Here is a 26,209-nt window from a genome sequence, read left to right on the forward strand (position 1 = left end):
CGGGTGTTCGTGCGGTGCGCCGGAAAAACCACCCGGATCCGTTGCGGTGAAACAGGGTTGAGTCCCTCCTGATCGGTCATAAGCTCCTCCCATGGGGGCTCTTGACGCGATCCCGGGTGGCCCCGGGCCGATCGACTTCTTCATCAGCTACTCCCCGGCCGACGAGCGCTGGGCGGCCTGGATCGCCTGGACCTTGGAGGAGGCGGGCTACCGGGCCTTCCTCCAGGCCTGGGACTTCGTGCCCGGGACCAACTTCGTCGACTTCATGGACCGGGGCATCACCGAGTCCGCCGCGGTGATCGCGCTGCTCTCGCGCAACTACGAGCGCTCCCGCTACGGCCGGATGGAGTGGCAGGCCGCGCTGCGCGCCGACCCGGACGAGCCGGAACGGCGGCTGGTGACCGTCCGGATCGAGGACATCCCGGTCGACGGCCTGCTCGCCACCCTCACCTACATCGACCTGGTCGGCGTCACCGAGCCGGACCGCGCCCGCGGGCTGCTGCTCACCCGGGTCGCCCAGGCGATGGACGGCCGGGCCCGCCCCGAGCTGTCCCCCGGCTACCCGGGCGACGGGAACGGCCCGGCGACGGGCACGGGTGCCGGCACCGCCGAGGACCTCGTCCCCGCTCCCCGGCCGGGCGGCGACGCCGGCCGGGCCGGCCGCCGCCGCCCCTCCGCCCGGCCCGAGTACCCGCAGGCCGCCGGCCGCGCCGCCGGACGCGAGGCGGTCTCCGTCCTCCACCTGGCCGGCCCCGCCTTCGGCCGGGGCGCCGACCCGGTGGACCTCCAGTCGGCCCTCTGGGGCGACCTCGTCGAACTCGCCGACGCCGGCGCCCCCGCGCCCGAACTCGTCGTCGTCACCGGCGACCTCACCGCCACCGGCAGCCCCCGCGAGTGCGAGCAGGCGCTGACCTTCCTCACCGGGATCCGCTCCCTGCTCGGGCTCGAACCGCACCGGGTGGCCGTCCTGCCCGGCGGCCGGGACGTCAGCCAGGCCGCCTCCCGCGCCTACTTCGCCACCTGCGAGGCCGACGAACTGCGGCCCGCCGCGCCGTACTGGCCCAAGTGGCGGCACTACTCCCGGCTGTTCCAGGAGTTCTACCAGGGCCTGGACGTGGTCTTCGACAGCGCCCAGCCGTGGACGCTCTTCCCGGTGCCCGAACTCGGCACCGTCGTCGCCGGGCTCAACTCCTCGATGGCCTGGACCCACCGGCCGGAGGACCGCTACGGCTGGCTCGGACCCGAGCAGGCGGCCTGGTTCGCCCAGGCGCTGCGCCCGTACGAGAACGACGGCTGGCTGCGGATCGGCGCGGTCAGGCACCCGGTCGCGGCCCCGGCCGGTGCCCGGACCGGCGGCCCCGCCGTCGGGGGGCCGCCCGCCGAGGGCGTCGAACCGCTGCGCGACGCCGACCGCTTCACCCGGCTCACCGCTCCCCGACTGCACCTGCTGCTGCACGGCCCCGCCACCGACGCCGACGGTCCCGCCCGCGGGCCCGCCGCGCGTCCGCTCCCGCCGCACCTGCTCGCCACCTCCGCCGGCGAACTGCCCGTGTTCGGCGCCCTCGCCCCCGGCGCCCACCAGCTGCTCCGGCTCACCCGCGACGGCCTGACCCGCTGGCCGGCCTCCGCACCCGTCCCCGGCACCGCTCCCGTGCCCGGCACCGCCTCCGCCACCGGCACCGCGTCCGCCCCGCTCCGCCTCACCGTCCCCTGGCGCCGGGCCGAGCGCGCCTTCCCGGCCCCCGCGCCGACCCCCCGCTCCGGGCCCCCGCAGCTGGAGGAGCCCGGCGCACCCGCCGACACCGACCACGAGACCCGCGCCCTCGCCTCCCCCCAGGAGGCCCTGCTGGCCCGGGTCGCCGAGGTCTGCCGCACCCGCCACCCCGGCGCCCAGATCCGCCCGGTGGCCGGCACCACCACCCAGCTCTTCGTCACCTGGGCCGAGTCCGGGCTGGTCCGCCAGCAGCGGGTGGCCGCCTGCGTCGGCACCCCCACCGAGCAGGAGGTCGAGGAGTTCGTCGACGCCGTGCACGCCGACGGCGCCGGCCTCGACGCCGAACTCGTGCACGACGGCCCGCCGCCCTCCCGCGAGCTGCGCGACCGGGCCCGCCGCCGCGGCGTGCGCCTGCGCAGCTTCCTGGAGTTCCAGGGACTGCTCGACCTGCGCGGCTACGTCGGCGCCCAGACCGAACGCCTCTCCACCGACAGCCAGTACCACCCCGACCTCTACCTCCCCCAGCGCTACCGCGACGCCGAACGCCCCGGCGCCGACGAGCGCGAGGGACTGGTCGACGAACTGCTCCGGCTGCTGGACTCCGACCACGGCCGCTTCGTGCTGCTGCTCGGCGACTTCGGCCGCGGCAAGACCTTCGCCCTGCGCGAGCTGGCCCGCCGCCTGCCCGCCGAACTCCCGCACCTGGCACCCCTGTTCATCGAACTCAGCGCCCTCGACAAGGCGCACTCGCTGGACGGCCTGGTCGCCGCCCACCTCACCGAGCACGGCATCGACACCCTCGACCTGCGGGCCTTCCGCTACATGCTCCGGCAGGGGCGGGTGGTGCTGCTGTTCGACGGCTTCGACGAACTGGTCAACCGGGTCAGCTACGAACGCGCCGCCGACCACCTCCAGGTGCTGCTGGACGCGGCCGTCGACAACGCCAAGATCGTCGTCACCAGCCGCACCCAGCACTTCAGCTCCCACGAGCAGGTGCTCACCGCCCTCGGCGAACGGGTCGGCCTGCTCCCGCAGCGCCGGCTGATCGCCGTCCAGGACTTCACCCCGCACCAGATCCGCGGCTACCTCGGCAACCGCTACGGCGACGAGGAGACCGCCGCCCGCCGGATGCGGCTGCTGGAGGGCGTCCCCGACCTGCTCGCGCTCTGCCGCAACCCCCGCCTGCTGAGCTTCGTCGCCGACCTCGACCACGACCGGCTGCGCGCCGTCGCCGGCGCCGGACGGGCGCTCAGCGCCGCCGGCCTGTACGAGGAGGTGTTCACCTCCTGGCTGCGGTTCGAGGAACGCCGCGGCCACGGCGGCCCCGGCGCCGCGCCCGGACTCGCGCTCGAGCAGCTCTGGCAGGCCGTCACCCTGCTCGCGCTGCGGCTGTGGGAGAGCGGCCGCAGCTCCATCCCGCTGGACGAGATCGTCGACATCGCCGGCGTGCTCAGCGGCCTCGCCGAGAACCGGATGCCCACCCCCCAGGTCGCCCACGCCGTCGGCTCCGGCAGCCTGCTGGTCCGCTCCGACGAGGGCATGTTCCACTTCATCCACGGCTCGGTGGGGGAGTGGCTGGTCGCCCGCGCCGCCGCCGAGGCGCTGGCCCGCGAGGACACCACCCTGCTCGCCCGCGGCCCGCTCAGCCGGCTCGCGGTCGAGTTCCTCTGCGACCTGGCCGACCACCAGGCCTGCCAGCGGTGGGCCCGCTCCGTCCTGGACACCCCCGAGACCGCCACCGAGGCGGCCCGGCTCAACGCCGTCAAGGTGCTCGACCGGCTGCGCGTCCCCGCCCACACCGACCTGCGCGGCGCCACCCTGGCCGGCGAGGACCTGTCGCACCGCGACCTGTCCGGCGTCGACCTGTTCGGCGCGGACCTGCGCGGCGCCCGGCTGCTCGGCGCCAACCTCTCCGGCGCGGACCTGCGCGGCGCCCGGCTGGCCGGCGCCCGCCTCGACTCCGCCGACCTCACCGGCGCGGACCTGCGCTTCGCCGATCTGCGCGGCGCCCGGCTGGTCCGCACCGACCTGCGCGGCGCCCGGCTGCGCGGCAGCCACTGGCAGCGGTCCGCGCTGATCTCCGCCGTCACCGACGAGGAGGTGCTCGCCGCCCCCGAACTGCGCGCCGCCGCGATCGCCCCCGGACTCCCGGTCGAGGCCGGCTTCAGCCCCTCCGAGGTCGGCGTCCCCTACGGCTTCGACGTGCGCTCCACCCGGCTGCCCGAGCCGGTCGCCTTCAGCCGCGACGGCCACCTGCTCGCCGTCGGCTCCGAGGACGGCAGCGTGCTGATCTGCGACGCCGTGACCGGCATCGCCCTGCGCACGCTCAAGGACCACATCGGGCGGGTCTACTCGGTCAAGTTCGCCGACGACGTCCTCGCCACCGGCAGTGCCGACGGCACCGTCCGGCTCTGGGACCCGGTCTCCGGCGAGTGCCGCCACCGCCTGGACGTGCACCCCGGCGGCGTCTGGCCGCTCTCGCTCGCCCGGGACGGACGGCTGGTCGCCACCGGAGACCTGAACGGGGTGGTCACCCTCTGGGACACCGCCACCGGCGAGCCCCGGCACCGCCTGCCCGGCCACGCCGCGCCCGTCTACACGGCCGTGTTCAGCCCCGACGGCACCCTGATCGTCACCGGCGACCAGCGTGGCGGCGGCCGGCTGTGGTCCACCGCGAACGGCCGCCGGCTCGCCGAACTCCCGGGTCACCGCGGCACCCTCTACCGCTCCGCGTTCAGCCCGGACGGCACCCTGGTCGCCACCGCCGACGGCGGCCCCGACGACGGCACCGGCGGCACCGTCCGGATCTGGGAGGTCGCCTCCCGCCGGCTGCGCCACAGCATGCCCGGCCACGCCGGACGGATCTACACCCTCGCCTTCCACCCCGACGGCGACCTGCTCGCCAGCGGCGACACCGAGGGGCAGATCCGGCTCTGGAACCCGCTCGACGGCACCGCGGTCGGCCGCCCGGAGGACTCCACCGGCAAGATCTACCAGGTCACCTTCGACGAGGCCGGCACCCGGTTCGCGGCCAGCGACAGCGACGGCGGCGTCCGGGTCTGGCGGGTCGGTCCCGCCGACGGCACCGGTGGGGCCCGGGAGGTGACGCCGCTGCGCCGGCAGCCGCCCGAGCACCGGGGCTCGGTCTGGGCCTGCCGGTTCCGGCCCGGTTCCGGCCGGGGCGGCGCGGAGAGCGACCCGCTGCTGGTCACCGGCGCCAACGACGGCCGGGTCCGGCTCTGGGACCCGTCCTCGGGGCGCAGCCGCCAGCTGCTGCGCGGCCACGGCCGGCGGATCGGCTCGCTCACCTTCAGCGGTGACGGCACCCTGCTGGCGGCCGGCGGCAACGACGGCCGGGTCCGGCTCTGGGAGCCGTCCACCGGCCGCCGGCTGCGCGAACTCTCGGGCCGCAGCAGCCGGCTGGTCTCGGCCGTGTTCAGCCCGGAGGACGCGGTGCTGGCCACCGCCACCAACGACGGCGACCTGTGCCTGTGGAACGCCCGCACCGGCGAGTACCTGCGCGAGATGGACGTCGAGACCGAGCACGTCTGGGCGGAGGCGTTCAGCGCCGACGGCGTCCTGGTGGCCACCGCCAACGACGACGACACCGTCCGGATCTGGTACCGGCGCACCGGCGCCCACCTCACCACGCTCCGCGAGCACCGCGGCCGGGTCCGCTCGATCGCGTTCAGCCCGGACGGGCGGCAGCTGCTGACCGGCTGCGACGACAGCCGGGTGCGGATCTCCGACGTCGACGCCGGCCGGGTGGTGGCCGAACTCGACGGCCACACCGACCGGGTGTACGCCGTCTCGCCGGCGGCCGACAGCACCTGGCTGGCCAGCGCCTCCTGGGACGGCACCGCGGTGATCTGGGTGGACCGCGCGGTCCGGCACCGGCTGACCGGCCACGTCGGCCGGCTGTGGACCGCGGCCGCCCACCCGCACCGCCCGCTGCTCGCCACCGCCGGCGACGACCGGGTGGTCCGGCTCTGGGACCCGCTCTCCGGCACCGAGGTGGCGGGCCTGCGCGGCCACACCGGCCGGATCCTCGCCGTCACGTTCAGCCCGGACGGCTCCCTGCTGGCCAGCGGCGGCGAGGACGGCACGATCCGGCTCTGGCACGTCCCCGAGGAGGGCCGCCCCACCGCGCTCGCGACCCTGCTCGGCACCCCCGACGGCTGGGCCGCCCTGCTGCCCTCCGGCGCCTACAAGTGCGAGGGCGACGTCGCGGGCGAGTTCTGGCACGCCGTCGGCATGTGCCGCTTCGAACCGGGCGAGCTCGACTCCCACCTCCCCGGCGTCCACCGCCTCCCCCCGGACGCCCTGCTCTGACCCGCCGAGAAGCATGACGAAGGCCCCGCCGGTGGTACCGGCGGGGCCTTCGCGTGTTCAGCGGTTCACCCGGTGGTGCGGGCTCCTGCCGGTACTGCCTACTGGTACTGCACGGACAGGGTCGCGCCCGCGAAGTCCTGCTGGGCGGCGAGGCTGAAGTAGACCCAGCCGGCTGGGGGGTTGGTGACGGTGAGGGTCTCGGCGTTGCCCGGGTTGGCGGACTTGGCGAGGGTGTTGCCGGTGGTGGCCCAGTTGGAGCCGCCGTAGAGGAGGTCGGCGTTGCCGGTGCCGCCGCTGCTGGTGATGGTCAGCGTCTTGACGCCGGCCGGCAGGTTGATGAAGTGGTAGCTGTAGTTGCCGGTGGCGGCGGCCAGGTTGTCGCGGCGGCAGTTGTTGTCGAACTGGCGGGTGTCCGCGATGGTGCACAGCGGGACGGTCGGGGTGACCGGGCCGGTCGGGGCCTCCGGCAGCGGGCCGCAGTCGTTGGTGGCGCAGGCGCCGAGCCAGTTGCTGAAGTCGGCGTCGTAGCGGGTGCCGATGGTGGTCTTCAGGATGGTGCGGGCGCCGTTCCAGTCACCGGTGCGGTACTTGGCGAGCACGGCGTCCATGTCGGCGCGGTGCTGCTGCAGCATGTAGCGGCTGGCCAGCCAGCCCCAGCGGTAGACCCGGTTGGAGTTCTCGTCGGCGTCGGCGGTCTGGTCGTAGACGGTGTCGAACAGCTCGCTGAGCTTGTAGGTCTTCTTGGCGGCCTCGGCGATCGCGTCGGCGTTGCGCACGTTGCGGTAACCGTAGGAGATGTTCTCGGCGATGCCCTCGACCCACCAGATGGTCGGGGTCACCATGCCGGCCTCGAAGTCGCCGTACATGTTGTACCGGCCGTCGAGGTAGTGGGTGTACTCGTGGTTGAGGTTCCAGATCTGGAACTCCGGACGGATCCAGGAGGCCTCGTGGGCGATGAAGCGGGCCTGGTTGCCGGGCACGGCCGGGTTGCCCTCCTCGTACATGCCGCCGTTGTCGACGTCGATGTCGTAGAAGGCCCAGGCGTACAGCGAGTACTGGTCGTAGTCGTCGAAGGCGACGACCTCGAGGTTGGTGTTCACGTCGCCGGGGATGGCGCCCTTGTCACCGATGATCTTGTGGAAGTAGGCATCCTGGTTGATCAGGCTGGTGCAGGTGGTCGCAAGCTGCCCGGGGGACATGTCCTGGGCCTTGATCTTCAGACCGTCGTTGCAGACCTTCTGGATCGGCAGGATGACCGGCATGAGGCGGGTGCTCAGGTCGCAGATGCCGAAGTCGGCGCAGTGGCCCTTGTCGAACTCACGGGTGGACCACGCCAGGTTCATGGTGATCGGGGCGGTCGGGCCGGTGTTCGGGTAGCGGTTGATCAGGTCCTTCATGATCGGCCGCAGCTGGGTCTTCAGCTCCGGGACCTGCAGCGCGTAGCCGAGGTAGCGGCCCATGTTGCTGACGATGTCGAAGCGGTTCAGCAGGGAGTCGTTACGGGTGATGAAGCCGGACCAGGAGGTGAGGATGCTGGGGTCGGCCTTGAGCGCGGCCTTCCAGCCCTTGCTGTCGTCCTTGGCCGCGAAGCCGTCCTTGAGGACCCACTCGAACTCGCTGACGGTCGCCGCCATCCGCTCCGGCCAGGTGCCGGTGTAGTTGTTCAGCAGCCACTTGAAGAAGCCGGCGTAGCGGCCGAGGGTGTCGGTCTGGCCGATCACCTTGACGACCTCGACCAGCAGCTCGCCGTTGGCGGTGGTGGCGTCCTTGCTGTGGTTGTTCGCGAAGAACGCGTCCAGCGCGCCCTTGAGGGCGGCGGCCAGCGTCGGGCCGTAGCTGCCGACGGCGTTCGGGTTGGTCTCGTGCAGGTAGTAGCCGGCCCGCAGGAAGAGCACCAGCTGGCCGACGGCCGTGCTGTTGTCACCGGGGTAGGCCGGGGAGGCGTCGCGCAGCGCGTTGGCGACGGTCACCATGTTGGCCTCGCGGAAGGCGGTGCCCGCGGCGGCGGAGTCGAGGTTGAAGAGGCCGTACGTGCAGTCGACCCGCGGCAGGGCCTTGAGCTGCTGGACCAGCGAGCTGCCGGTGGCGTTGATCACGCCGGACAGGTCGGGGCAGGGGTCCGCCGCGGCGGCCGAGAAGCCCTTGGCGGCCTTGACCGGCGCGGTGACCGGGGCGGCCGGCGGGGCGTGCACCTCGTCGTTGTCCTGGGCGGAGATCTTGTAGGCGCTGGTGCTCTTGGCATCGGGCGACTTGGGGACCGGGATCGACCGCGGCGTGGCGGTGGTGGTGGTGCTGGCGCCGGCCGGGGTGGTGACGCCGGTCGGGGCGGCCTGGGCCTGCGGGGCGAACAGTCCGAGGGCGATGAAGAAGGCCGCGCCGAGCGCAGGGAGCTTGCGCGCGTTGGCCGTGGATATCCGGGAGGGACGCATCTGTGGGGGCCTCCGGGGCCGTTAGGGGCCGCGGCATGGGGGGCGCGGCCTCTCGATGTGTGACATGTAAAATGGCACACACCTCCGGTCGTCGGGAAGATCCGGGGCCGAATTATCGTTCGCCGCAACCGAAACGTTGTCAGGGAGCCCCGAGCTGGGGCCTTTGTCCCGGTTGGGGCTCAGGAGGCGGGTGCTACCGGACGAGCCGCGACGGCCCGCGGGGTGAGCGCCGCGGCCTCCAGCGGCGCCGAGGGGTCGACCGAGAGGTCCGCCGGGGCCGGCTCCGCCCCGGACCGCACCAGCAGGTCGCCGATCGCCGCCACCATCGCCCCGTTGTCGGTGCACAGCCGCAGCGGCGGCACCCGCAGGGTGATGCCGGCCGAGGCGCAGCGCCGCTCGGCAAGCTCCCGCACCCGTGAGTTGGCGGCCACCCCGCCGACCACCACCAGCGTGTCGATCCCGTGGTCCCGGCAGGCCCTGACGGCCTTGCGGGTCAACACGTCGGCGATCGCCTCCTGGAGCGCGGCGGCCGCGTCCGGGACGTTCGGCTCGGTGCCGGCGGCCCGCTGCCCCTCCACCCAGCGCGCGGCGGCGGTCTTGAGGCCGGAGAAGGAGAAGGCGTACGGCGGGTCGTTCGGCCCGCTCAGGGGGCGCGGGAGCCGGACGGCCCTGGGGTCGCCGTCGCGGGCGGCCCGGTCGATGGCGGGCCCGCCCGGGTAGGGCAGGCGCAGGATCCGGGCGACCTTGTCGAAGCACTCGCCGGCCGCGTCGTCCAGGGTGTCCCCGAGATGGACGATCGGATCGCGCGCCAGATCGCGCACCAGCAGCAGCGAGGTGTGCCCGCCGGAGACGATCAGCACGACGCACGGGTCCGGCAGCGGCCCGCCGTCGAGCGTCGCGGCGGCCACGTGCCCGGCCAGGTGGTGCACCCCGTACAGCGGGACGCCGAGCGAGAAGGAGTACGCCTTGGCGGCCGCCACCCCGATCTGCAGCGCCCCGGCCAGGCCCGGACCGGTCGTCACCGCCACCGCGCCGACGTCGGCCAGGGTGAGCCCGGCCCGCCGCAGCGCCTCGTCGACCACCGGCGCCATCGCGTGCAGGTGCGCGCGGGCGGCGATCTCGGGGACCACGCCGCCGTAGCGGGCGTGCTCGTCCATCGAGGACGCCACCGCCTGGCCGAGCAGCACGCCGTCGCGCACCAGCCCCGCGCCGGTCTCGTCGCAGGACGACTCGATCCCCAGGACCACCGGTGATCCGGCCACGCTGCTCACCCTTATTGCTCGTAGTTCTTACCTGCAACTATTGTGCAACAAGGATGGTGGCGAAGTTCTCCGGGGTGGGAGGAATACGCAGGAGCCGATGCTTAGTTTCTGCAACCGATACGCAATAGTGTTGACCCGGCACGATCGTCACCGTTGAACTCGCCGAAAGGGCCCGTCTCCTGATGAGCACCTACTCGCTTCCCGACCTGCCGTACGACTACTCCGCGCTGGAGCGCGCGATGTCCGCGGAGATCCTGGAGCTGCACCACTCCAAGCACCACGCCGCGTACGTCAAGGGCGCCAACGACACCCTTGAGCAGCTCGCCGAGGCGCGGGACAAGGAGCAGTTCGGCGGTCTGGTCGGCCTCCAGAAGACCTTCGCCTTCCACCTGTCCGGCCACGTGCTGCACTCGCTGTTCTGGGAGAACCTCTCCCCGGAGGGCGGCGACCGCCCCGACGGCGAGCTGGCCGACGCGATCACCGAGCACTTCGGCAGCTTCGAGGCGTTCAAGAAGCAGCTGACCACCGCCACCACCGGCGTCCAGGGCTCCGGCTGGGGCATCCTCTCCTGGGAGCCGCTCGGCAAGCGCCTGATCGTCGAGCAGGTCTACGACCACCACGGCAACGTCGGCCAGGGCACCACCCCGCTGCTGGCCTTCGACGCCTGGGAGCACGCCTACTACCTGCAGTACCGCAACGTCCGCCCCGACTACGTCACCAAGCTCTGGGACGTCGTCAACTGGCAGGACGTCTCGACCCGCTTCTCGGCGGCCAAGAGCGCCTGACCCCTCACAGGGGTGAAGCGCCCGCACACACCTGACCCAGGGCAGGGCAGGTAACGAAGGGCCCCCGACCGGTGCGAACCGGCCGGGGGCCCTTCCGTCAGCGCCGGGCACCGGCGGGCCAGAGCACCTGGACGTGAACACCCAGTCGCCGCGCGTACGCGACGACGTCCGCCGTCCCGCCGTAGCCCCGGGCGGGCAGGCCGTCCCAGACGGCGATCAGCCGGTCGACCTGCCCGACCAGCAGCTCGCTCCCGGCCATGTGGGCGGCCTCGTCGGACTCCACCCGGCCGGTGTGGTGCTCCTCGGAGGCGTCCCGGAGGAGGCGGTCGTAGACCGGGTGGTGCCACTCCGGCAGGCTCTCGCGGTACCGCTGGGCGGGGACGACCACTTCGAGCCGGGCACCCCGGTCGAGCGCGAGCTCGGCGATCCATGCGTCCGGCCCGTCCGCGATACAGGACACGACCGTGAGCTCGGCCGTGTCCTCCCCGGCCACGGCCTCCGCGAGCAGCCGCCGGACCTGTTCCTCCAGTTCGGCATCCAGCCCCCGGTGCCCCGTGATTCCGATCCGCATCGTGCCCCTTCCTACTGGACGGCGTTGCCGGTGTGCGCTTCGAACTGGGCGAGGCTTCCCACCTGGTAGGCGGTGAGCAGTGGGTTGTGGCTCGACCGGGCCGCCTGGATCGCGGCCCCGTAGAAGGAACGTGCCGACCCGTGGTCGCCCATGTCCCAGGCGAGCCAAGCCGCCGGGCTCGCTGCCTCGCTCGCGACCCCGGCGAGTGCGATCCGCCGGTCCTCGGTCGGTGCCGTGCTGATGATTCCTCGAATCAGCCGCAGGTGTGAGTGAACGGCCTCGCCGAGTTCGCGGGAGGGTGTCGATCCGTCCAGCGTTCGGTACGAGGTCGTGGCGAGCCGGAGCGCGGCCGCCTGCGATTCGCTCTCGTCCGAGGAGGGACCGAGGGCGGCGACAACGGGCGCGGCGACGGCGATCGCCGCCGCCGCGCCCAGGAACTGACGCCTCTGCACGCTGTCGCCTCCCTTCGTTGTCCGGTTCGGCGCTCCGGCCAGGCCGAGCACGGCCGGTGGGATGTCCAGGTGGCGTGATATCCGCAGCAGGACATCCATGGCATAGGGACCGCTGCCGCGCTTCTCCAGCCGTGAGACGGCCGACTGCGACAACCCGCACGCCGCACCCAACTGCAGCTGGGTCAGCCGCTTTTGGATCCGTGCCAGTGCGACGACCTTGCCGTAGTTTCCGGTCCGGGACGCCTCCCGGACCACCGCCGCGTTCCAGTTCACCAGCCCACCCAAAGCTACGGGCCCACGTGGGGCCGGTGACGCGGCTTCGATGCGGCACCCGCATACGCGTATGCGGGTGCCGCATCGTCGATCGTCCCACAGCTGTCACGGCTTGTTGACTGTTGGTGATCGTTCGTTCGGTCCTCGGCAGCTCTTCTGCCCCGTCGACGTGGAGGCGTTCATGGTGGTCAGCCCGCTCAGCAGTGCCCGGTTCCCGGTTCCGCTGGAATGGGGGATGCCGCCGGGGCCGGAGGCGGTGCCGGGGGCGCGGTGGTTGGTGGCGGCGATCGTGCGGGAGTGGGGTGTGCCGCTCTCGGTCGAGGCGCTCCAGGATCTGGAGCTGTGTGCCAGTGAAGTGATCGCCAACGCGATGCTGCACACCGGGGACCGCTGCCTTGTCACGGTACTGCGGCGGCCGGGGTTGCTCTGCGTGGAGGTGGCCGACCGGTGCCCCGCGCTCCCGGGGCGGGAGCGCGGGGCCGACGAGACGGGCGGGCGGAGGCTGGTGCTGGTGGCGGCGTTGGCTCAAGGCTGGGGGTGGCACCCCGAAAGCCCCGGCAAGGTGGTGTGGTTCGAGTTCCCCGAGCAGCACGAAGCGCCGTGCCCCACACACGGGTGGGGCACGGCGCTCGGTGTTCTCGCGGCGTAGCGCGCAGCTTCAGGGCACCGGTGGCAGGCCGAAGGCGTCCAGGATGCTGTCCGCCGCCAGGGTGGCCGTGAGGGTGCCCTCCCGGACCCGGCGTTCCAGTTCGGGGACCAGACGGGTCACCTCGGGGTGGGAGTGCAGCCGGGTGAGGAGCTGGTCGTGCACCATCGCCCAGGTCCACTCCACCTGCTGGTCGCGCCGCTTGGCCGCCAGTGCGCCGGTCGCGTCGAGCACCTTGCGGTGCTGCTGCAGCCGTTCCCAGAGCACGTCCAGGCCGCTGCCGTCCTGCCCCGAACAGGTCAGCACCGGCGGCGTCCACGGCGCGTCGGGGGCCTGCAACAGCCGCAGGGCGCCCGCGAGTTCGCGGGCGGCCGCCTTGGCGTCGAGTTCGTGCGGGCCGTCCGCCTTGTTGACCGCGATGACGTCGGCCAGCTCCAGTACGCCCTTCTTGATGCCCTGCAGCTGGTCGCCGGTGCGGGCCAGCGACAGCAGCAGGAAGGAGTCGACCATGCCCGCCACCGTGGTCTCCGACTGGCCGACGCCGACCGTCTCGATCAGCACCACGTCGTAGCCGGCGGCCTCCATCACGAGCATCGACTCCCGGGTGGCCTTGGCCACCCCGCCGAGCGTGCCCGAGGTCGGCGACGGCCGGACGAAGGCGGCCGGGTCCACCGCCAGGCGCTCCATCCGGGTCTTGTCACCCAGGATCGAGCCGCCGGTGCGGCTGGAGGTCGGGTCGACGGCCAGCACCGCGACCTTGTGGCCCTGCCCGGTGAGCATGGTGCCGAAGGCGTCGATGAAGGTCGACTTGCCGACGCCGGGCACCCCGGTGATGCCCACCCGGACCGCCCCGCCGGCGTGCGGCAGCAGCATCGTCAGCAGCTGCTGCGCCAGCGCGCGGTGGTCGGGCCGGGTGGACTCGACGAGGGTGATGGCCCGCGCGATGTACGCGCGCGAGCCCTCCCGTACACCGGTCGCGTAGCTGTCGAGGTCGATCGTCCGGGGCGGCATCCGACCCGCCGCCTCAGAGCTCGTGGCCGAGGTCGGCCGCGAGCGACTTCAGGAGGTCGTAGGCGGCCTCCGGGATCACCGTGCCGGGCGGGAAGACCGCCGCGGCGCCCGCCTCGTAGAGGGCGTCGAAGTCCTGCGGGGGGATCACCCCGCCGACCACGATGGTGATGTCCTTGCGTCCGGCGGCGGCGAGTTCGGCGCGCAGCGCGGGCACCAGGGTGAGGTGGCCGGCGGCGAGCGAGGAGACGCCGACGATGTGCACGTCCGCCTCGACGGCCTGCCGGGCGACCTCGGCCGGGGTCTGGAACAGCGGGCCGACGTCGACGGTGAAACCGAGGTCGGCGAAGGCGGTGGCGATCACCTTCTGGCCGCGGTCGTGGCCGTCCTGGCCCATCTTGGCGACCAGGATGCGCGGCCGGCGGCCCTCGGCCCGCTCGAACCGCTCGACCAGGTCCCGGGTGCGCTGCAGGGGGGCGGAGGGGCCCGCTTCGTCTCGGTACACACCGGAGATGGTACGGATCTGGCCCGAGTGGCGGCCGTACACCTTCTCCAGGGCGTCGGAGATCTCGCCGACGGTGGCCTTGGCACGGGCGGCGTTCACGGCCAGGTGCAGCAGGTTGCCGTCGAGCGAGCCGCCGCGCGAGGGACCGGCCTCGGCGGCCCGGGTGAGCGCGTCCAGGGCGGCGCGGGTGGCGGCCTCGTCGCGCTCCGCGCGCAGCCGGCGCAGCTTCTCGAGCTGGGCGGCGCGCACCGCGGAGTTGTCGACCTTGAGCACGTCGATCTGCTCGTCGCTCTCGACCCGGTACTTGTTGACGCCGATCACCGGCTGGCGGCCGGAGTCGATCCGCGCCTGGGTGCGGGCGGCCGCCTCCTCGACCCGCAGCTTGGGGATGCCGGCGTCGATGGCCTTGGCCATGCCGCCGGCCGCCTCGACCTCCTGGATGTGCTGCCAGGCGCGGTTCGCCAGGTCGTGGGTGAGCTTCTCGACGTAGGCCGAGCCGCCCCACGGGTCGATGACCCGGCAGGTGCCGGACTCCTGCTGCAGCAGCAGCTGGGTGTTGCGGGCGATCCGGGCGGAGAAGTCGGTCGGCAGCGCGAGCGCCTCGTCCAGCGCGTTGGTGTGCAGCGACTGGGTGTGGCCCTGGGTGGCGGCCATCGCCTCCACGCAGGTGCGGGCGACGTTGTTGAAGACGTCCTGGGCGGTGAGCGACCAGCCGGAGGTCTGCGAGTGGGTGCGCAGCGACAGCGACTTGGCGTTCTTCGGGTCGAACTGCTTGACCAGCTTGGCCCAGAGCAGCCGGGCCGCGCGCAGCTTGGCGACCTCCATGAAGAAGTTCATGCCGATCGCCCAGAAGAACGACAGCCGGGGCGCGAACGCGTCCACGTCCAGGCCGACGTCCAGTCCGGCCCGCAGGTACTCGACGCCGTCGGCCAGGGTGTAGGCCAGCTCCAGGTCGGCGGTGGCCCCGGCCTCCTGGATGTGGTAGCCCGAGATGGAGATCGAGTTGTACCGGGGCATCTTCTGCGAGGTGTACGCGAAGATGTCGGAGATGATCCGCATCGAGGGCTGCGGCGGGTAGATGTACGTGTTGCGGACCATGAACTCCTTGAGGATGTCGTTCTGGATGGTCCCGGCCAGCTTCTCCGGCGGCACCCCCTGCTCCTCGGCCGCGACGATGTACAGCGCCAGGACGGGCAGCACCGCGCCGTTCATGGTCATCGAGACGGACATCCGGTCCAGCGGGATGCCGTCGAACAGCTGGCGCATGTCGTAGATCGAGTCGATCGCGACGCCCGCCATGCCGACGTCGCCGGTGACCCGCGGGTGGTCGCTGTCGTAGCCGCGGTGGGTCGGCAGGTCGAAGGCGACCGACAGGCCCTTCTGGCCGGCCGCCAGGTTGCGGCGGTAGAAGGCGTTGGACTCCTCGGCGGTGGAGAAGCCCGCGTACTGCCGGACCGTCCACGGCTGGTTGACGTACATCGTCGGGTACGGGCCGCGCAGGTACGGGGCGATGCCCGGGTAGGTGCCCAGGAAGTCCAGGCCGGCGAGGTCCTCGGCGGTGTACAGCGGCTTGACGCCGATGCCCTCGGGGGTGTCCCAGAGCTGCTCGTCGACGTCCTTGCCGGTGGCCTGCCGCCAGGCGGCGCGCCACTGGGCCTCGGTGGCCTCCGGGCGGCCGGTCCCGGCGTCCGGGCGGTCGGCTCCGGCGTCCGGGCGGGTGGTCCCGGTGTCCTGGTCCGCGGGGGCGCCGTCGGCGTCCGGGTCCAGCCCGATCGCGGTGAAGTCGGGGATCATCGGGCCACTCCGATCTCGTCGAGCAGGGAGGTCAGGACGGCGACGGCGTCGCCGCCGGCGAAGACGAAGCCGTCCACGTCCGCGGGCGGGTTCTCGCCCGGCCGGCCGGCCAGCAGGACGCGGCGCGCGCCGGCGGCCCTGAGCGCGCCGGCCACCGCCCCGGCGTGCTCGCCGTACAGGGCGTCGCTGGAGCAGAGGCAGGCCACCGCGGCGCCGCTCGCGGCGAACGCCTCGGCGAAGGCCGCCGGGTCGGTGCCCTCGTGCGCGCTGGTGGCGATGCCGCCGGCCTGGAACAGGTTGGCGGCGAAGGTGGTGCGCGCGGTGTGCGCGGACGCGCTGCCGATCGACGCCAGGAACAGCGCCGGCCGCCCGCCGGTGGCCGCGAGGTGCGCGTCCGAGCGGTCGCGCAGCGCCTCGTACGCCTCGGCGCGCCGCACCGTCGGCAGCCCGCCGCCGGGGCCGGCCGGGGCCGGTTCGCGGACCAGTGCCTGCTCGCCGAGGTTGGGGAACTCGCTGACACCGGTGACCGGTTCGCGCCGCTTGGCGAGCCGGACCGAGCGCTCGGCCCAGGTGGCGGCGATCCGCTCCTCGACCAGGCCGGACTCCAGCGCCGCGCGCTGGCCGCCGGCCCGCTCGATCTCCTGGAACCAGGCCCAGGCGGCGTGGGCGAGTTCGTCGGTCAGCCGCTCGACGTACCAGGAGCCGCCGGCCGGGTCGACGACCCGGGCCAGGTGCGACTCCTCGAGCAGGATCGCCTGGGTGTTGCGGGCGATCCGGCGGGCGAAGGCGTCCGGCAGGCCGACCGCCGAGTCGAACGGCAGCACGGTCACCGCGTCGGCCCCGCCGACACCGGCGGCCAGGCAGGCGATGGTGGTGCGCAGCATGTTCACCCACGGGTCGCGGGCGGTCATCATGACGTCGGAGGTGACGGCGTGCTGGCGCTGTGCCGAGGCGGCCGGGGTGGCGCCGGAGGCCTCGGCCACCCGGGCCCAGAGCCGGCGCGCGGCGCGGAGCTTGGCGATCGTCAGGAACTGGTCGGCGTCCGCCGCGTAGCGGAACTCCAGCTGGCCGAGCGCGGCGTCCACGGAGAGCCCGGCGGCGGTGAGGGTGCGCAGATAGGCGACGCCGGTGGCCACCGAGGCGCCCAGCTCCTGGGCGGGCGAGGCGCCGGCCCCGTGGTACGGCAGGGCGTCGACGGCCAGCGCGCGCACGCCGGGGAAGCCCTCGGCGCAGCGGGCGGCGAGCGCGGCGGCCTCGGCGAGCAGGGCGTCGGTGCGCGCGGCGTCGCCGGTGCGGGCCTGCAGGCCGAGCGGGTCGGCGCCCAGGGTGGCGACGGCGGAGCCGGGGGAGACCTCGCGCTCCCGGTACAGCGCGAACAGCTGCTCGGCGGCTGCGGGGAACTCGGCGCCGGCGTCGAGGACCACGGCGGCCAGGTCGAGGTAGACGCCGGTGAGCGCCTCGCCCAGCGCGGTGACCGGGAGCCCGGCCCCGCCGAGCTCCAGCCAGAGCGAACCGCCGCCGTGCTCCAGGTCGGCCAGCGCGGCCTGGTTGGTGCGCCGCGGATCGGGGTCGCTGTGCCGCTGGCGGACGTCCCAGCCCGAGACCGAGGCGCCCTGCGGCCGGGCGCCGCGCACGAACGGCGGGAAGCCGGGGAGGCCGGGGTCGGCCGGGGCGTCCTCGGCGGTGTACAGCGGGCGGGCGCGCAGCCCGTCCTGGAGCGCGGTACCGAGCGCGTGCTCGGCCGCGGCGCCGTCCTCGGGCTGCGCCCCCGCCTTGCGGAGCACACCCTCGACGAGGGTCTGCCACTGCTCGCGGTGGGCGGCCGGGAACTCGGCGGCCAGGGGAAGCCCTTCGGGCGGGACCGTCATGCCCCGCAGGTTAGCGCCCGTTCGCGGGGGCGCAGGAGAGGCGAAGGGTGTGACCTTGCCCTCGCTGTGCACTCTATTGCACTACCGGTGCCACAGGGGGCGCGAACAGGGGGTCGGGCAGGGGTCGGGCAGGGGTCGAGCATGGGTGGGACAGGGGTTGAGCAGGGGTCCGGAAGGGGGTGCTCGCGGTCCGGGGCGCGGTTTCGGAGGCGGGTGGCTTGCGGAACCTCGGTGGTCATCTATTAAGTTACTTAGTAGAGCGCGGACGGAGGGCGCCGCGGAGGGCGCCGTACCCCTCGCCGTACGCCGGCCTGCCCGTTCACGCGCCCGTGTTCACGCCCTCCGGCTCGACCGTCACCCCTGCTCGTCCCTACTCGTCGCCAGGAGACCGCCACCATGGGAAAGCGCCGCAAGCCCAGCCCCCCGAGCCGGGCCCGCCTGGCGGTCCTCACGACCGCGATGGCCGGCGGCGTCGTCCTCACCGCCGGTCCCGCCCAGGCCGAGCCCGCGCCGGGCCTCGCCAGCGTGAAGGAGGAGGTCGACCGGCTCAACGAGGAGGCCGAGCAGTCGATCGAGCGCTACAACGGCTTCCAGGAGAAGCAGCAGAAGCTCCAGGGCGAGGCGAGCCGGATCCAGGAGAAAGTGGCCCGGGGCCAGGACGCGATGAACGAGCTGCGCACCCAGCTCGGCGGCGTCGCGGCCGACCAGTACCGCAACGGCGGCATCGACCCGTCCGTCCAGTTGATGCTCGACTCCGACCCCGGCGTCTATCTCGCCCGGGCCGCCGCCCAGAACCAGGTCGTCGACTCGCAGGCGGCCCTGCTGCGCCAGGCCCTGGCCGAGCAGCGCCGGCTCGACCAGGACCGGGCCGAGGCCACCGCCACCCTCGGTCAGCTCGACCAGGCGGCCGCCGCGCTCGCGGGCGAGAAGAAGGCGGTCCAGGACAAGCTGGCCAAGGCCCAGGCGCTGCTCAACAGGCTCAGCGCCGCCGACCGGGCCAGGATCAACGCCCAGGAGGCGGCCGCCACCCGGGCCTCCCGCTCCGCCGCCGAGCGGCCCGACCCCGCCGTGCCCGCCTCCGGCCGCGCGGCCGCCGCGATCCGCTTCGCCTACGCGCAGCTCGGCAAGCCGTACGTCTGGGGCGCCACCGGCCCGTCCGGCTTCGACTGCTCCGGCCTCACCGGCGCCGCCTACCGCGCGGCCGACGTCAAGCTCCCGCGCGTCTCCCAGGCCCAGTGGAACGCCGGCGCCCGCGTCGCCCGCGCCGACCTCCAGCCGGGCGACCTGGTCTTCTTCTACGGCGACCTGCACCACGTCGGCCTCTACATCGGCGACGGGAAGATGATCCACGCCCCGCGCACGGGGAAGAACGTCGAGATCCTCCCGATCGACGCCATGCCCTACGTCGGCGCGGTCCGCCCCTGACGGGCCCCGGACCCCGCGGGCGCGCGGTCGTGCTCAGTCGACGATCAGCAGGCTGGCACCGTTCGGCGCGCTCGAGCGGTGCGCCTCCGCGTCGTCGGCCACCTGGTAGCTGCCGCCCCGGCCGGTCACCACGACCCGGCCGTCGTCGAGCGTGGTGACGAGCTCGCCCTCCAGGACGAACAGGACGTGCCCCTTGCGGCACCAGTGGTCCGCGACGTAGCCCGGGCTGTAGTCGACCCGCCGGACCCGGACGTCCCCGAACCGCTGGACACGGCTGGTGACTTCGCCGCGCTCGCCGGGCTTGCGCTCCTCGGCGACCCGGGTCCAGTCGGTGGCGGTGAAGGGGAAACCGGTGAGGTCCATGCCGTCACCCTAGTCGGTCGCTCCGGACTGCCCCCGGGTCACGGGTGCGGGGCGCAGGCCAGCAGGTAGGGGAGGAGCGGGGCGGCGAGGGCGGCCAGGCGGTAGGCGGGCGCCGGGGCCGCGGGGGGCCGGGCGAGGCGCTGGACCCGGGCGAGCACGCCGGTGGACGCGGCGGCGAGGGCGGCCGGGGCCGGTCCGGGCCCGGTGGTGGCCAGGGCGCAGAGCGCGCCCGCGAGTTCGGCGCGGGTCACCCGGGCGAGCGCGGCGTCGTCGGCCGCCATCTCCAGCAGCAGCGCCACCTCGGCCCGCCCGAGCCGGGCGAGCGGGAGGCGGCCGAGGAGGAGCGCGAAGGTGTCGGCGGCCAGCAGGACCAGGTGGTGGCGTCCGCGCAGGTGCCCGTACTCGTGGGCGACGGCCGCGGCGAGCCCGCGCTCGTCCAGCAGGTCGACGGCGCCCCGGGTCGCCACGACCCGGGCCCGGCGGCCGGGCAGGCAGTAGACGGCGGGCCGCGGGTCCTCCAGGACGAGCAGCCGGAGCCCCGGTTCCCGGATGGCCACCAGGTCGAGCAGCCGGAGTCCCGGTTCCCGGGTGGCCACCAGGTCGAGCGTCCGGCGGTGCCGTCGCCGGGCTCCGGCGGCCCGGGCGGCGAGCACGGCGGTGACCGCCGCCACCGCGCCGCCGGCCGCGACCGGGACCCACCGGTCGTGGACGTGCGGTGCGACGGCCGGTTCCAGGTGCGGGAACAGTCCGACGAGGCCGGCCGGTTCGTGTCCGAGCGGCGCCACCAGGTGGTGCGCCGCCAGCAGCAGTCCGGTGCCGAAGGAGGCCATCAGCGCGAGCCAGAGCGCCGCACCGAGGGCGGGTCGCGCCTGGAGCCGGGCCCGCAGCCGCGCCGAGCCGGCCAGCCGGCGCGGGAGCAGGACGCCGACCAGGAGCAGGTGCAGTGCCAGCAGGGCCAGGGTCACCGCTCGTCGTCCCGCGCCTTGACCTGCTCCAGTGCGGCGAGCAGGGCCGTCGCCTCGTCGCCGCTGATCCGGTCGACGAAGTGCAGCAGGGCCCCGGCGCGGTCCGGACTGCCCTCCAGGGCCTGGTGCATCAGCTGCGCGGTGTACGACTCCCGGGTGCAGGTCGGTTCGTAGACCCAGGCCCGGCCGACCTTGGTCCGCCGCAGCCACTCCTTGGTGTGCAGGATGTCGGCGACGGTGTTGACGGTGGTGTACGCGACCGGGCGCTGCCGCCGCAGATCGTCGACGACCTCGCGCACGGTGGCCGGGCGGCCCCAGGACCAGAGCCGGTCCATGATCTCGGCCTCCAGATCACCCAGTCCGCGCAGCACCCGTCCGCTCCTCAGCCGTCCCGCCCCCGGGTCTCCTGTCCCTGTGCCCGGTGCCCGCCCATCGTACGGCCGGGTCCGGCCGCGGAGGCCGGGCGCCGGGCCCGCGCTCAGCTGCGCATCCGCCGGAGCAGGTCGGTGGCGGCCGCGGGCCAGTGCGGGTGCTCGAAGCCGAACCCGGCCGCGAGCAGCCGCCCCGGCGCCACCGCCCGGCTCTTCAGCAGCAGTTCGGTGTCCGAGCGGAGTGCGAACGCGCCCAGTTCGGCCATCCACCGGGTGGCCGGGAGCCCCACCGGGATGCCCTTGGCCCGCCGGATCGCCTGCATGAACACCCGCTGCGGCAGCGGCGTCGGCGCGGCGAGGTTGACCGGTCCGGCGATGTCCTCCCGGTCGAGCAGGAAGCGCACCGAGCGGACCAGGTCCCGGTCGTGGATCCACGACAGGTACTGCCCGCCGCCGTCGACCGGACCGCCCAGGCCGGTCCTGGCCAGCCGCACCAGCTGGTGGAAGGCGCCGCCCGCCTCCGGGCTCATCACCATGGCGCAGCGCAGCGCGACCCGCCGGGTGTCCGGGGTGGCCGCGTCGGTCTGCTCGCGCTCCCAGGCGCGGGCGATCCGCACGCTCCGCTCCCAGTACGCGGGGACGCCGGGCTCCTCGCCGCCGATGACGCCGGTGTCCTCGTCGTGCGGGGCGCCGTAGGTGTGGGAGTAGATGGTGGCGGTGCTCATCTGCAGCCACACCCGGGGCGGGCGCCGGGCGCCCGCGATCGCGCGGCCGACGGCCCGGGTGGAGTGCACCCGGGAGTCCATCATGTCGCGCAGGTTCTGCTCGGTGTAGCGGCAGTCGACGCTGCGCCCGGCGAGGTTGATCACGGCGTCGGCGCCGTCGACCGCGGCGGTCCAGCGGCCCAGCGAGCGGCCGTCCCAGAAGATCTCCTGGTCGCGCCGGGGCCGGCGGGTGAGCAGCACCACCTCGTGGCCGTCGGCGGTGAGCGCGCGGTCCAGGACGCGCCCGATCTGGCCGGTCCCACCGGGTATGACGATCCTCATCGAGATCCCCCCTCGAAACGATTGGTCGTGCGCACCCTAGCGGTCGACCTGAACGTGTTCAAAATGCCGGTGTCGCCAGGACATGGCCGGAAATGTGTCCGAATCCGTGGAACCACCGGCGGCGTTCACCCGACTGGTGGTCCGGATCCGATCGTCTGCTCGCCCTAGCTCGCCCTAGCTCGTTCAAGCTCGTTCAAGGAGTGCTCGCGCATGTGCGGAATCACCGGCTGGGTGTCCTTCCACCAGGACGTCCGCCAAAGCGCCCCCGTCATCGAGGCGATGACCGCCACCATGACCCTGCGCGGCCCCGACGCCGGCGGCGTCTGGCTCGGCCGCCACGCCGCCCTCGGCCACCGCCGCCTCGCCGTCATCGACATCGACGGCGGCGCCCAGCCGATGCCCGACCGCCGGGACGAGCCCGGCGTCGTCCTCACCTACAGCGGCGAGGTCTACAACCACCACCAGCTGCGCGCCGAACTCCGCGCCAAGGGCCACCGCTTCGAGACCCGGAGCGACACCGAGGTGGTGCTGCGCGCCTACCAGGAGTGGGGCGACGCCCTCGTCGAGCGGCTGGAGGGCATGTACGCCTTCGCCGTCTGGGACGAGCGCGAGCAGCGCCTGCTGCTGGTCCGCGACCGGCTCGGCGTCAAGCCGCTGTTCTGGGCCGAGATCGACGGCGGCCTCGCCTTCGGCTCCGAGCCCAAGGCGCTCTTCGCCCACCCGGAGATCACCCCCACGGTGGACGCCGACGGCCTGCGCGAGGCCTACAGCCTGCTCTTCAACACCGGCCCCACGGTCTGGGCCGGCGTCCGCGAGGTCCACCCCGGCGCCCTGCTCGTCCTCGACCGCAGCGGCATCCGCGAGACCCGCTACTGGGAGCTCACCGCCCGCCCCCACACCGACGGCCTGGACGCCACCAAGGAGCGGATCGGCGAGCTCGTCAACCGCGCCGCCCGCGCCCAGCTGGAGGCCGACGTCCCGCTCTGCAGCCTGCTCTCCGGCGGCCTCGACTCCACCGTCGTCACCGCCCTGGTCGCCGACGAACTGCGGCTCCAGGAGGGCCCGGACGCCAAGCTGCGCTCCTACGCCGTCGACTACAGCGACCAGGCCGAGCAGTTCACCGGCGACGTGCTGCGCACCGGCCACGACACCCCGTACGCCGCCGAGGCCGGCGCGTTCATCGGCAGCGACCACTCCACCGTGGTGCTCGACCCGCGCACCCTGCTGGACCTGGAGCACCGCCGCGCCGTCGTCGTCTCCCGGGACTCGCCGATCGGCGTCGGCGACATGGACACCTCGCTCTACCTGCTGTTCGGCGAGATCCGCAAGCACTCCACGGTCGCGCTCTCCGGCGAGGCGGCCGACGAGGTGTTCGGCGGCTACCCGTGGTTCCACAACCCCAAGGCGCTCGCCGCGCAGACCTTCCCCTGGCTGCTCGTCACCGGCGACGAGGCGGCCATGCCGATCAACCCGGACCTCGCCGCCCACCTGCGGATCGCCGAGTTCCGCGACGACACCTACCGCAGCGCGCTGGCCGCCGTCCCGCACGCGGACGGCGAGAGCCCCGAGGAGCACCGCCAGCGCGAGATGCAGCACCTGTCCATGACCCGCTGGCTGCGCCAGCTGCTGCACCGCAAGGACCGCCTCTCGATGGCCCAGGGCCTGGAGGTGCGGGTCCCGTACTGCGACCACCGGCTGGTCGAGTACGCCTTCAACACCCCCTGGGCGATGAAGAGCTACGACGGCCGGGAGAAGAGCCTGCTGCGCGCGGCCGGCCAGGGCATCGCCCCGGACTCGGTGCTGTGGCGGCCCAAGAACCACTACCCGGCGACCCACCACGCCGACTACAACGGCGGACTGCAGCGGCTCGCCCGCGAGGCGCTGGACGCGCCGCACGTGCGCGACATCGCCGACGAGACGGTGATCAAGGCCAGCCTGGACACGCCGGCCGACCAGCTGGAGTGGGGCCACCGGCTCAGGCTGGAGCGGGTCGTGGACCTCGCCCTCTGGCTGGACCACCACCGCCCGGCGCTCGCCGTCTGACGGCCCCTCCGGGGGGGCCGGCCGCCCGGGGCGGGGGGCCCCGGGGGGGGGGGGCGCGGGGGGGCGGGCCGGGCCCGCGCGCCGGGGGGGGGGGGGGGGGACCCCCCCCCCCGGGGCCCGGGGGTCGTGTCCCGCCCCCTGGGGGGGCCCCCCCCCCGCCGGGCGCGCGCGGTCGGCCGCCCCCCCGGGGGCCCGGCCCCGCGGGGGCGGGCCCGCCGGGGCTTAGGCTGCCGTGAGGCGAGGACCGGCGCAGCGGCAGGAGGGCGAGGATGCGCGACCCCCGGCACGGGCCGCTGGTGGCGATGCTGCTGGTGCTCACCGTGGTCACCGGACTGGTCGACGCCGTGAGCTACCTCGCCCTCGGGCACGTCTTCGTCGCCAACATGACCGGCAATGTGATCTTCCTGGGCTTCGCCCTGGCCGGCGCGCCCGGCCTCTCCGCGCGCGCCTCGCTCGCCGCCCTCGCCGCCTTCCTGGCCGGCTCGCTCGCGGGCGGGCACCTCGCCCGCCGCCGCCCCGGCCACCGGGGCCGGCTGCTGGTGCTCGCCGTGGCGCTCCAGGCGGCGCTGTTCGCCGGCTGCGCCGTCCTCACCGCGTTCCTCGGCCACACCGCCGAACCGGTCCGCTACACCCTGATCGGCGTGCTGGGCGGCGCGATGGGCCTGCAGAACGCGGTGGTGCGCGCGCTCAAGGTGCCGGACCTGACCACCACCGTGCTGACGATGACCCTCACCGCGCTGGCCGCCGAGCGGGCGGGCCCGCGTCGTCTCGCCTCGGCCGCCTGGATGTTCGCGGGCGCCCTGCTCGGCGCGGTGCTCGTCCTGCACGCCACCGTCCCGGCCGCCCTCACCGCCGCCCTGGCCCTGCTGCTCGCCGTCGCCGCCCTCACCCACCGCGCCTCCGGCCACCCGGCCGCCCCCTGGACCGACCCGGACGGCGCGCGCTGACGGCGGTCCGGCCGACCGGGGATCAGGTGATTGCCGAGATCAGGTAACTCCCGTCCGACTGCCTGCTGAGGACGAGATTCCAGACGATGCTTCCGCTCGCACCTGCGGCAAGCGGCGCGGTCCAGCCGTCCTCGGCGTAGTAGGCGCCCCATACCGAAGCGGTGAGCCTGACCACGGGCTCGTCCAGCTGACCGGTCGGGTGGGGGTCAGGACGGTCGGGATAGACGAAGGCCGATGCTACGACCGACCGCGCGCGATGGCTCTGTACGTCCTCGGCCCCGGTGGCTGCCTCCGCCCGCCCCGGGCGGGCGGAGGCCGGGGAAGCCGCCAGCGCGGGGACGAGGTACGGCACGGCCCTAGCGATCCCGCCGTCCGGGCCGGGGTCGCCGAGCGCCTGATCGAACGAGCTCCGGGTCACGGCCCAGGCGGTCGCGACCGACTCGGGGTCCCTGCGGTCCACCACGAGGACCGGTGCCGTACCGGCCGGCGGAGGCGGTGGGGGAGTCCGGGGCCAGCCTGTCGCGGGTTTCGGAGCACCCTTGACCTCGGTCCCGGGAAGGACCTCGCCCGCCTCGTGGCAGGGATTGCACCGCTCACCCGCGCCGAAGTCGGTGTCGTAGGAGGTGGCCCAGCCGAGCACCATGCTGTGCAGGGTGTTCGCGCGTTCTTTGCGGACGCCGGAGATCCGGAACGGTCGGCCGTCGTCCTGGAGCCGCCAGCTGTGCCGCTTCCCGTCGACCGAACCCTCGACGACCAGCACGTAGTCGTAGCTGTGGTCGGTCGCGAGCACGGTGAGGCCGATGAGCTCGGGCTTCAGGGACTCCAGGTAGAGGTACTTGTTGCGGAAGTACGGAGCGTAGGAGACCCCGTCGGAGCCGGCGATCAGAGCGGCGGGATCGGGTGAGTCGAGGTCGATGCCGAGTTCGGTCCAGTCGCCCTCGCCCTGGCCCCGGCAGGCGAGCACGGTGCCGGGCTCGGGGTCGCGCGGTGCTCCGACGATCTCGGCCCGGACGCTGTCGATGACGACGGAACGTCCCACGCCGCCGACTGCGGTGACGGCCAGCCTTGAGGTGCCGTAGTCCATGCCGCCCTGCCGGTGTGCCCAGGTCCGGCTGCCCGAGCAGCCGGCGGCCTCCGCCGGAATCTCGTTGGCGCGCGCGGCACGGGGGAGGACGGTGTGGACGGGAGGGTCGGCCTGTTCCAGCAGGAACCGGCGCCCGGGCGGCCCGGGCGGTAGCAGGGTCACGGTGGCCTGCCCGGCCTGGATCACCGGCCCGTGGAACGTCGAGCCGTGGATCGTGTTCGTCACCTCGGAGGAGTGCTCCGGACCCGTCATTCCCCGCCCCCCGTCGTGCCGGCCGCCCCCGTGCCGGTCCCCTTCCGGTGCGTGCCCGGTCGGCTGCCCCATCG

Annotated in this window: 18 protein-coding genes; 6 read left to right on the forward strand and 12 right to left on the reverse strand. The window is 74.0% G+C overall.

Annotated features, from left to right (window positions below; all coding sequences use genetic code 11):
* Window positions 1-91 precede the first annotated feature (91 nt).
* Window positions 92-6,046 (forward strand): TIR domain-containing protein, encoded by a 5,955-nt coding sequence (locus tag ACIPYS_RS24060; RefSeq protein WP_400749331.1) that lies wholly within the window; start codon window positions 92-94, stop codon window positions 6,044-6,046.
* 98 nt (window positions 6,047-6,144) lie between these two features.
* Here the strand turns inward: ACIPYS_RS24060 and ACIPYS_RS24065 are convergent, their stop codons facing one another.
* Both ACIPYS_RS24065 and tsaD read right to left on the reverse strand, forming a co-directional pair.
* Window positions 6,145-8,475 (reverse strand): collagenase, encoded by a 2,331-nt coding sequence (locus ACIPYS_RS24065; RefSeq protein ID WP_400749334.1) that lies wholly within the window; start codon window positions 8,473-8,475, stop codon window positions 6,145-6,147.
* Between the two features lie 179 nt (window positions 8,476-8,654).
* Window positions 8,655-9,737: a tRNA (adenosine(37)-N6)-threonylcarbamoyltransferase complex transferase subunit TsaD gene (gene tsaD / locus ACIPYS_RS24070; RefSeq protein WP_400749336.1), complete on the reverse strand. Its 1,083-nt coding sequence runs from the start codon at window positions 9,735-9,737 to the stop codon at window positions 8,655-8,657.
* 182 nt (window positions 9,738-9,919) lie between these two features.
* Between tsaD and ACIPYS_RS24075 the strand changes: the two genes are divergently transcribed.
* A complete protein-coding gene (locus ACIPYS_RS24075; protein ID WP_093863088.1) occupies window positions 9,920-10,522 on the forward strand; it encodes a superoxide dismutase in 603 nt (200 codons plus the stop codon).
* A gap of 97 nt (window positions 10,523-10,619) precedes the next feature.
* Here ACIPYS_RS24075 and ACIPYS_RS24080 read toward each other — a convergent pair whose 3' ends face one another.
* Both ACIPYS_RS24080 and ACIPYS_RS24085 read right to left on the reverse strand, forming a co-directional pair.
* A complete protein-coding gene (locus ACIPYS_RS24080; RefSeq protein ID WP_400749341.1) occupies window positions 10,620-11,093 on the reverse strand; it encodes a hypothetical protein in 474 nt (157 codons plus the stop codon).
* Window positions 11,094-11,104: 11 nt separating this feature from the next.
* On the reverse strand, window positions 11,105-11,818 hold the full coding sequence (locus tag ACIPYS_RS24085) for a helix-turn-helix domain-containing protein (RefSeq protein ID WP_400749343.1): 714 nt from the start codon (window positions 11,816-11,818) through the stop codon (window positions 11,105-11,107).
* A 181-nt stretch (window positions 11,819-11,999) separates the two neighbouring features.
* Here ACIPYS_RS24085 and ACIPYS_RS24090 point away from each other — a divergent pair, with 181 nt between their 5' ends.
* Window positions 12,000-12,467 carry an ATP-binding protein gene (locus ACIPYS_RS24090; protein ID WP_400749346.1) on the forward strand — a complete coding sequence of 156 codons (468 nt, stop codon included), beginning with the start codon at window positions 12,000-12,002 and terminating at the stop codon, window positions 12,465-12,467.
* A gap of 9 nt (window positions 12,468-12,476) precedes the next feature.
* On the opposite strand, the gene meaB is transcribed toward ACIPYS_RS24090, so the two are convergent.
* Genes meaB through ACIPYS_RS24105 form a run of 3 tightly spaced genes read right to left on the reverse strand, consistent with a single transcriptional unit; the run spans window position 12,477 to window position 17,639 of the window.
* Window positions 12,477-13,475: a methylmalonyl Co-A mutase-associated GTPase MeaB gene (gene meaB / locus ACIPYS_RS24095; protein WP_093863091.1), complete on the reverse strand. Its 999-nt coding sequence runs from the start codon at window positions 13,473-13,475 to the stop codon at window positions 12,477-12,479.
* Window positions 13,476-13,488: 13 nt separating this feature from the next.
* Window positions 13,489-15,771, reverse strand: a complete 2,283-nt coding sequence (gene scpA, locus ACIPYS_RS24100) for a methylmalonyl-CoA mutase (protein WP_400749350.1) — start codon at window positions 15,769-15,771, stop codon at window positions 13,489-13,491.
* A complete protein-coding gene (locus tag ACIPYS_RS24105) occupies window positions 15,768-17,639 on the reverse strand; it encodes a methylmalonyl-CoA mutase subunit beta (protein WP_093863093.1) in 1,872 nt (623 codons plus the stop codon). The genes scpA and ACIPYS_RS24105 overlap by 4 nt, the downstream gene beginning before the upstream one ends.
* 396 nt (window positions 17,640-18,035) lie before the next feature.
* On the opposite strand from ACIPYS_RS24105, the gene ACIPYS_RS24110 reads away from it, so the two are divergent.
* Entirely contained in the window at window positions 18,036-19,064 is a 1,029-nt protein-coding gene (locus ACIPYS_RS24110; protein WP_400749353.1) for an NlpC/P60 family protein, read from the forward strand.
* Window positions 19,065-19,097: 33 nt separating this feature from the next.
* On the opposite strand, the gene ACIPYS_RS24115 is transcribed toward ACIPYS_RS24110, so the two are convergent.
* The 4 genes from ACIPYS_RS24115 to ACIPYS_RS24130 form a co-directional block, all read right to left on the reverse strand.
* Entirely contained in the window at window positions 19,098-19,427 is a 330-nt protein-coding gene (locus tag ACIPYS_RS24115; protein WP_093863095.1) for a DHCW motif cupin fold protein, read from the reverse strand.
* A 38-nt stretch (window positions 19,428-19,465) separates the two neighbouring features.
* Window positions 19,466-20,392, reverse strand: a complete 927-nt coding sequence (locus ACIPYS_RS24120) for a M56 family metallopeptidase (protein ID WP_400749358.1) — start codon at window positions 20,390-20,392, stop codon at window positions 19,466-19,468.
* On the reverse strand, window positions 20,389-20,760 hold the full coding sequence (locus ACIPYS_RS24125; RefSeq protein WP_400749506.1) for a BlaI/MecI/CopY family transcriptional regulator: 372 nt from the start codon (window positions 20,758-20,760) through the stop codon (window positions 20,389-20,391). The genes ACIPYS_RS24120 and ACIPYS_RS24125 overlap by 4 nt, the downstream gene beginning before the upstream one ends.
* 110 nt (window positions 20,761-20,870) lie before the next feature.
* On the reverse strand, window positions 20,871-21,809 hold the full coding sequence (locus ACIPYS_RS24130; RefSeq protein ID WP_400749361.1) for a TIGR01777 family oxidoreductase: 939 nt from the start codon (window positions 21,807-21,809) through the stop codon (window positions 20,871-20,873).
* Window positions 21,810-22,019: 210 nt separating this feature from the next.
* Here ACIPYS_RS24130 and asnB point away from each other — a divergent pair, with 210 nt between their 5' ends.
* Both asnB and ACIPYS_RS24140 read left to right on the forward strand, forming a co-directional pair.
* Window positions 22,020-23,852, forward strand: a complete 1,833-nt coding sequence (gene asnB / locus ACIPYS_RS24135) for an asparagine synthase (glutamine-hydrolyzing) (RefSeq protein ID WP_093863098.1) — start codon at window positions 22,020-22,022, stop codon at window positions 23,850-23,852.
* A 269-nt stretch (window positions 23,853-24,121) separates the two neighbouring features.
* Window positions 24,122-24,799, forward strand: a complete 678-nt coding sequence (locus tag ACIPYS_RS24140) for a YoaK family protein (protein ID WP_400749364.1) — start codon at window positions 24,122-24,124, stop codon at window positions 24,797-24,799.
* Window positions 24,800-24,821: 22 nt separating this feature from the next.
* On the opposite strand, the gene ACIPYS_RS24145 is transcribed toward ACIPYS_RS24140, so the two are convergent.
* Window positions 24,822-26,108 (reverse strand): hypothetical protein, encoded by a 1,287-nt coding sequence (locus ACIPYS_RS24145; RefSeq protein ID WP_400749367.1) that lies wholly within the window; start codon window positions 26,106-26,108, stop codon window positions 24,822-24,824.
* Window positions 26,109-26,209: the final 101 nt, after the last annotated feature.

Source organism: Kitasatospora sp. NPDC089913 (assembly GCF_044748625.1).
Taxonomy (GTDB): Bacteria; Actinomycetota; Actinomycetes; order Streptomycetales; family Streptomycetaceae; genus Kitasatospora.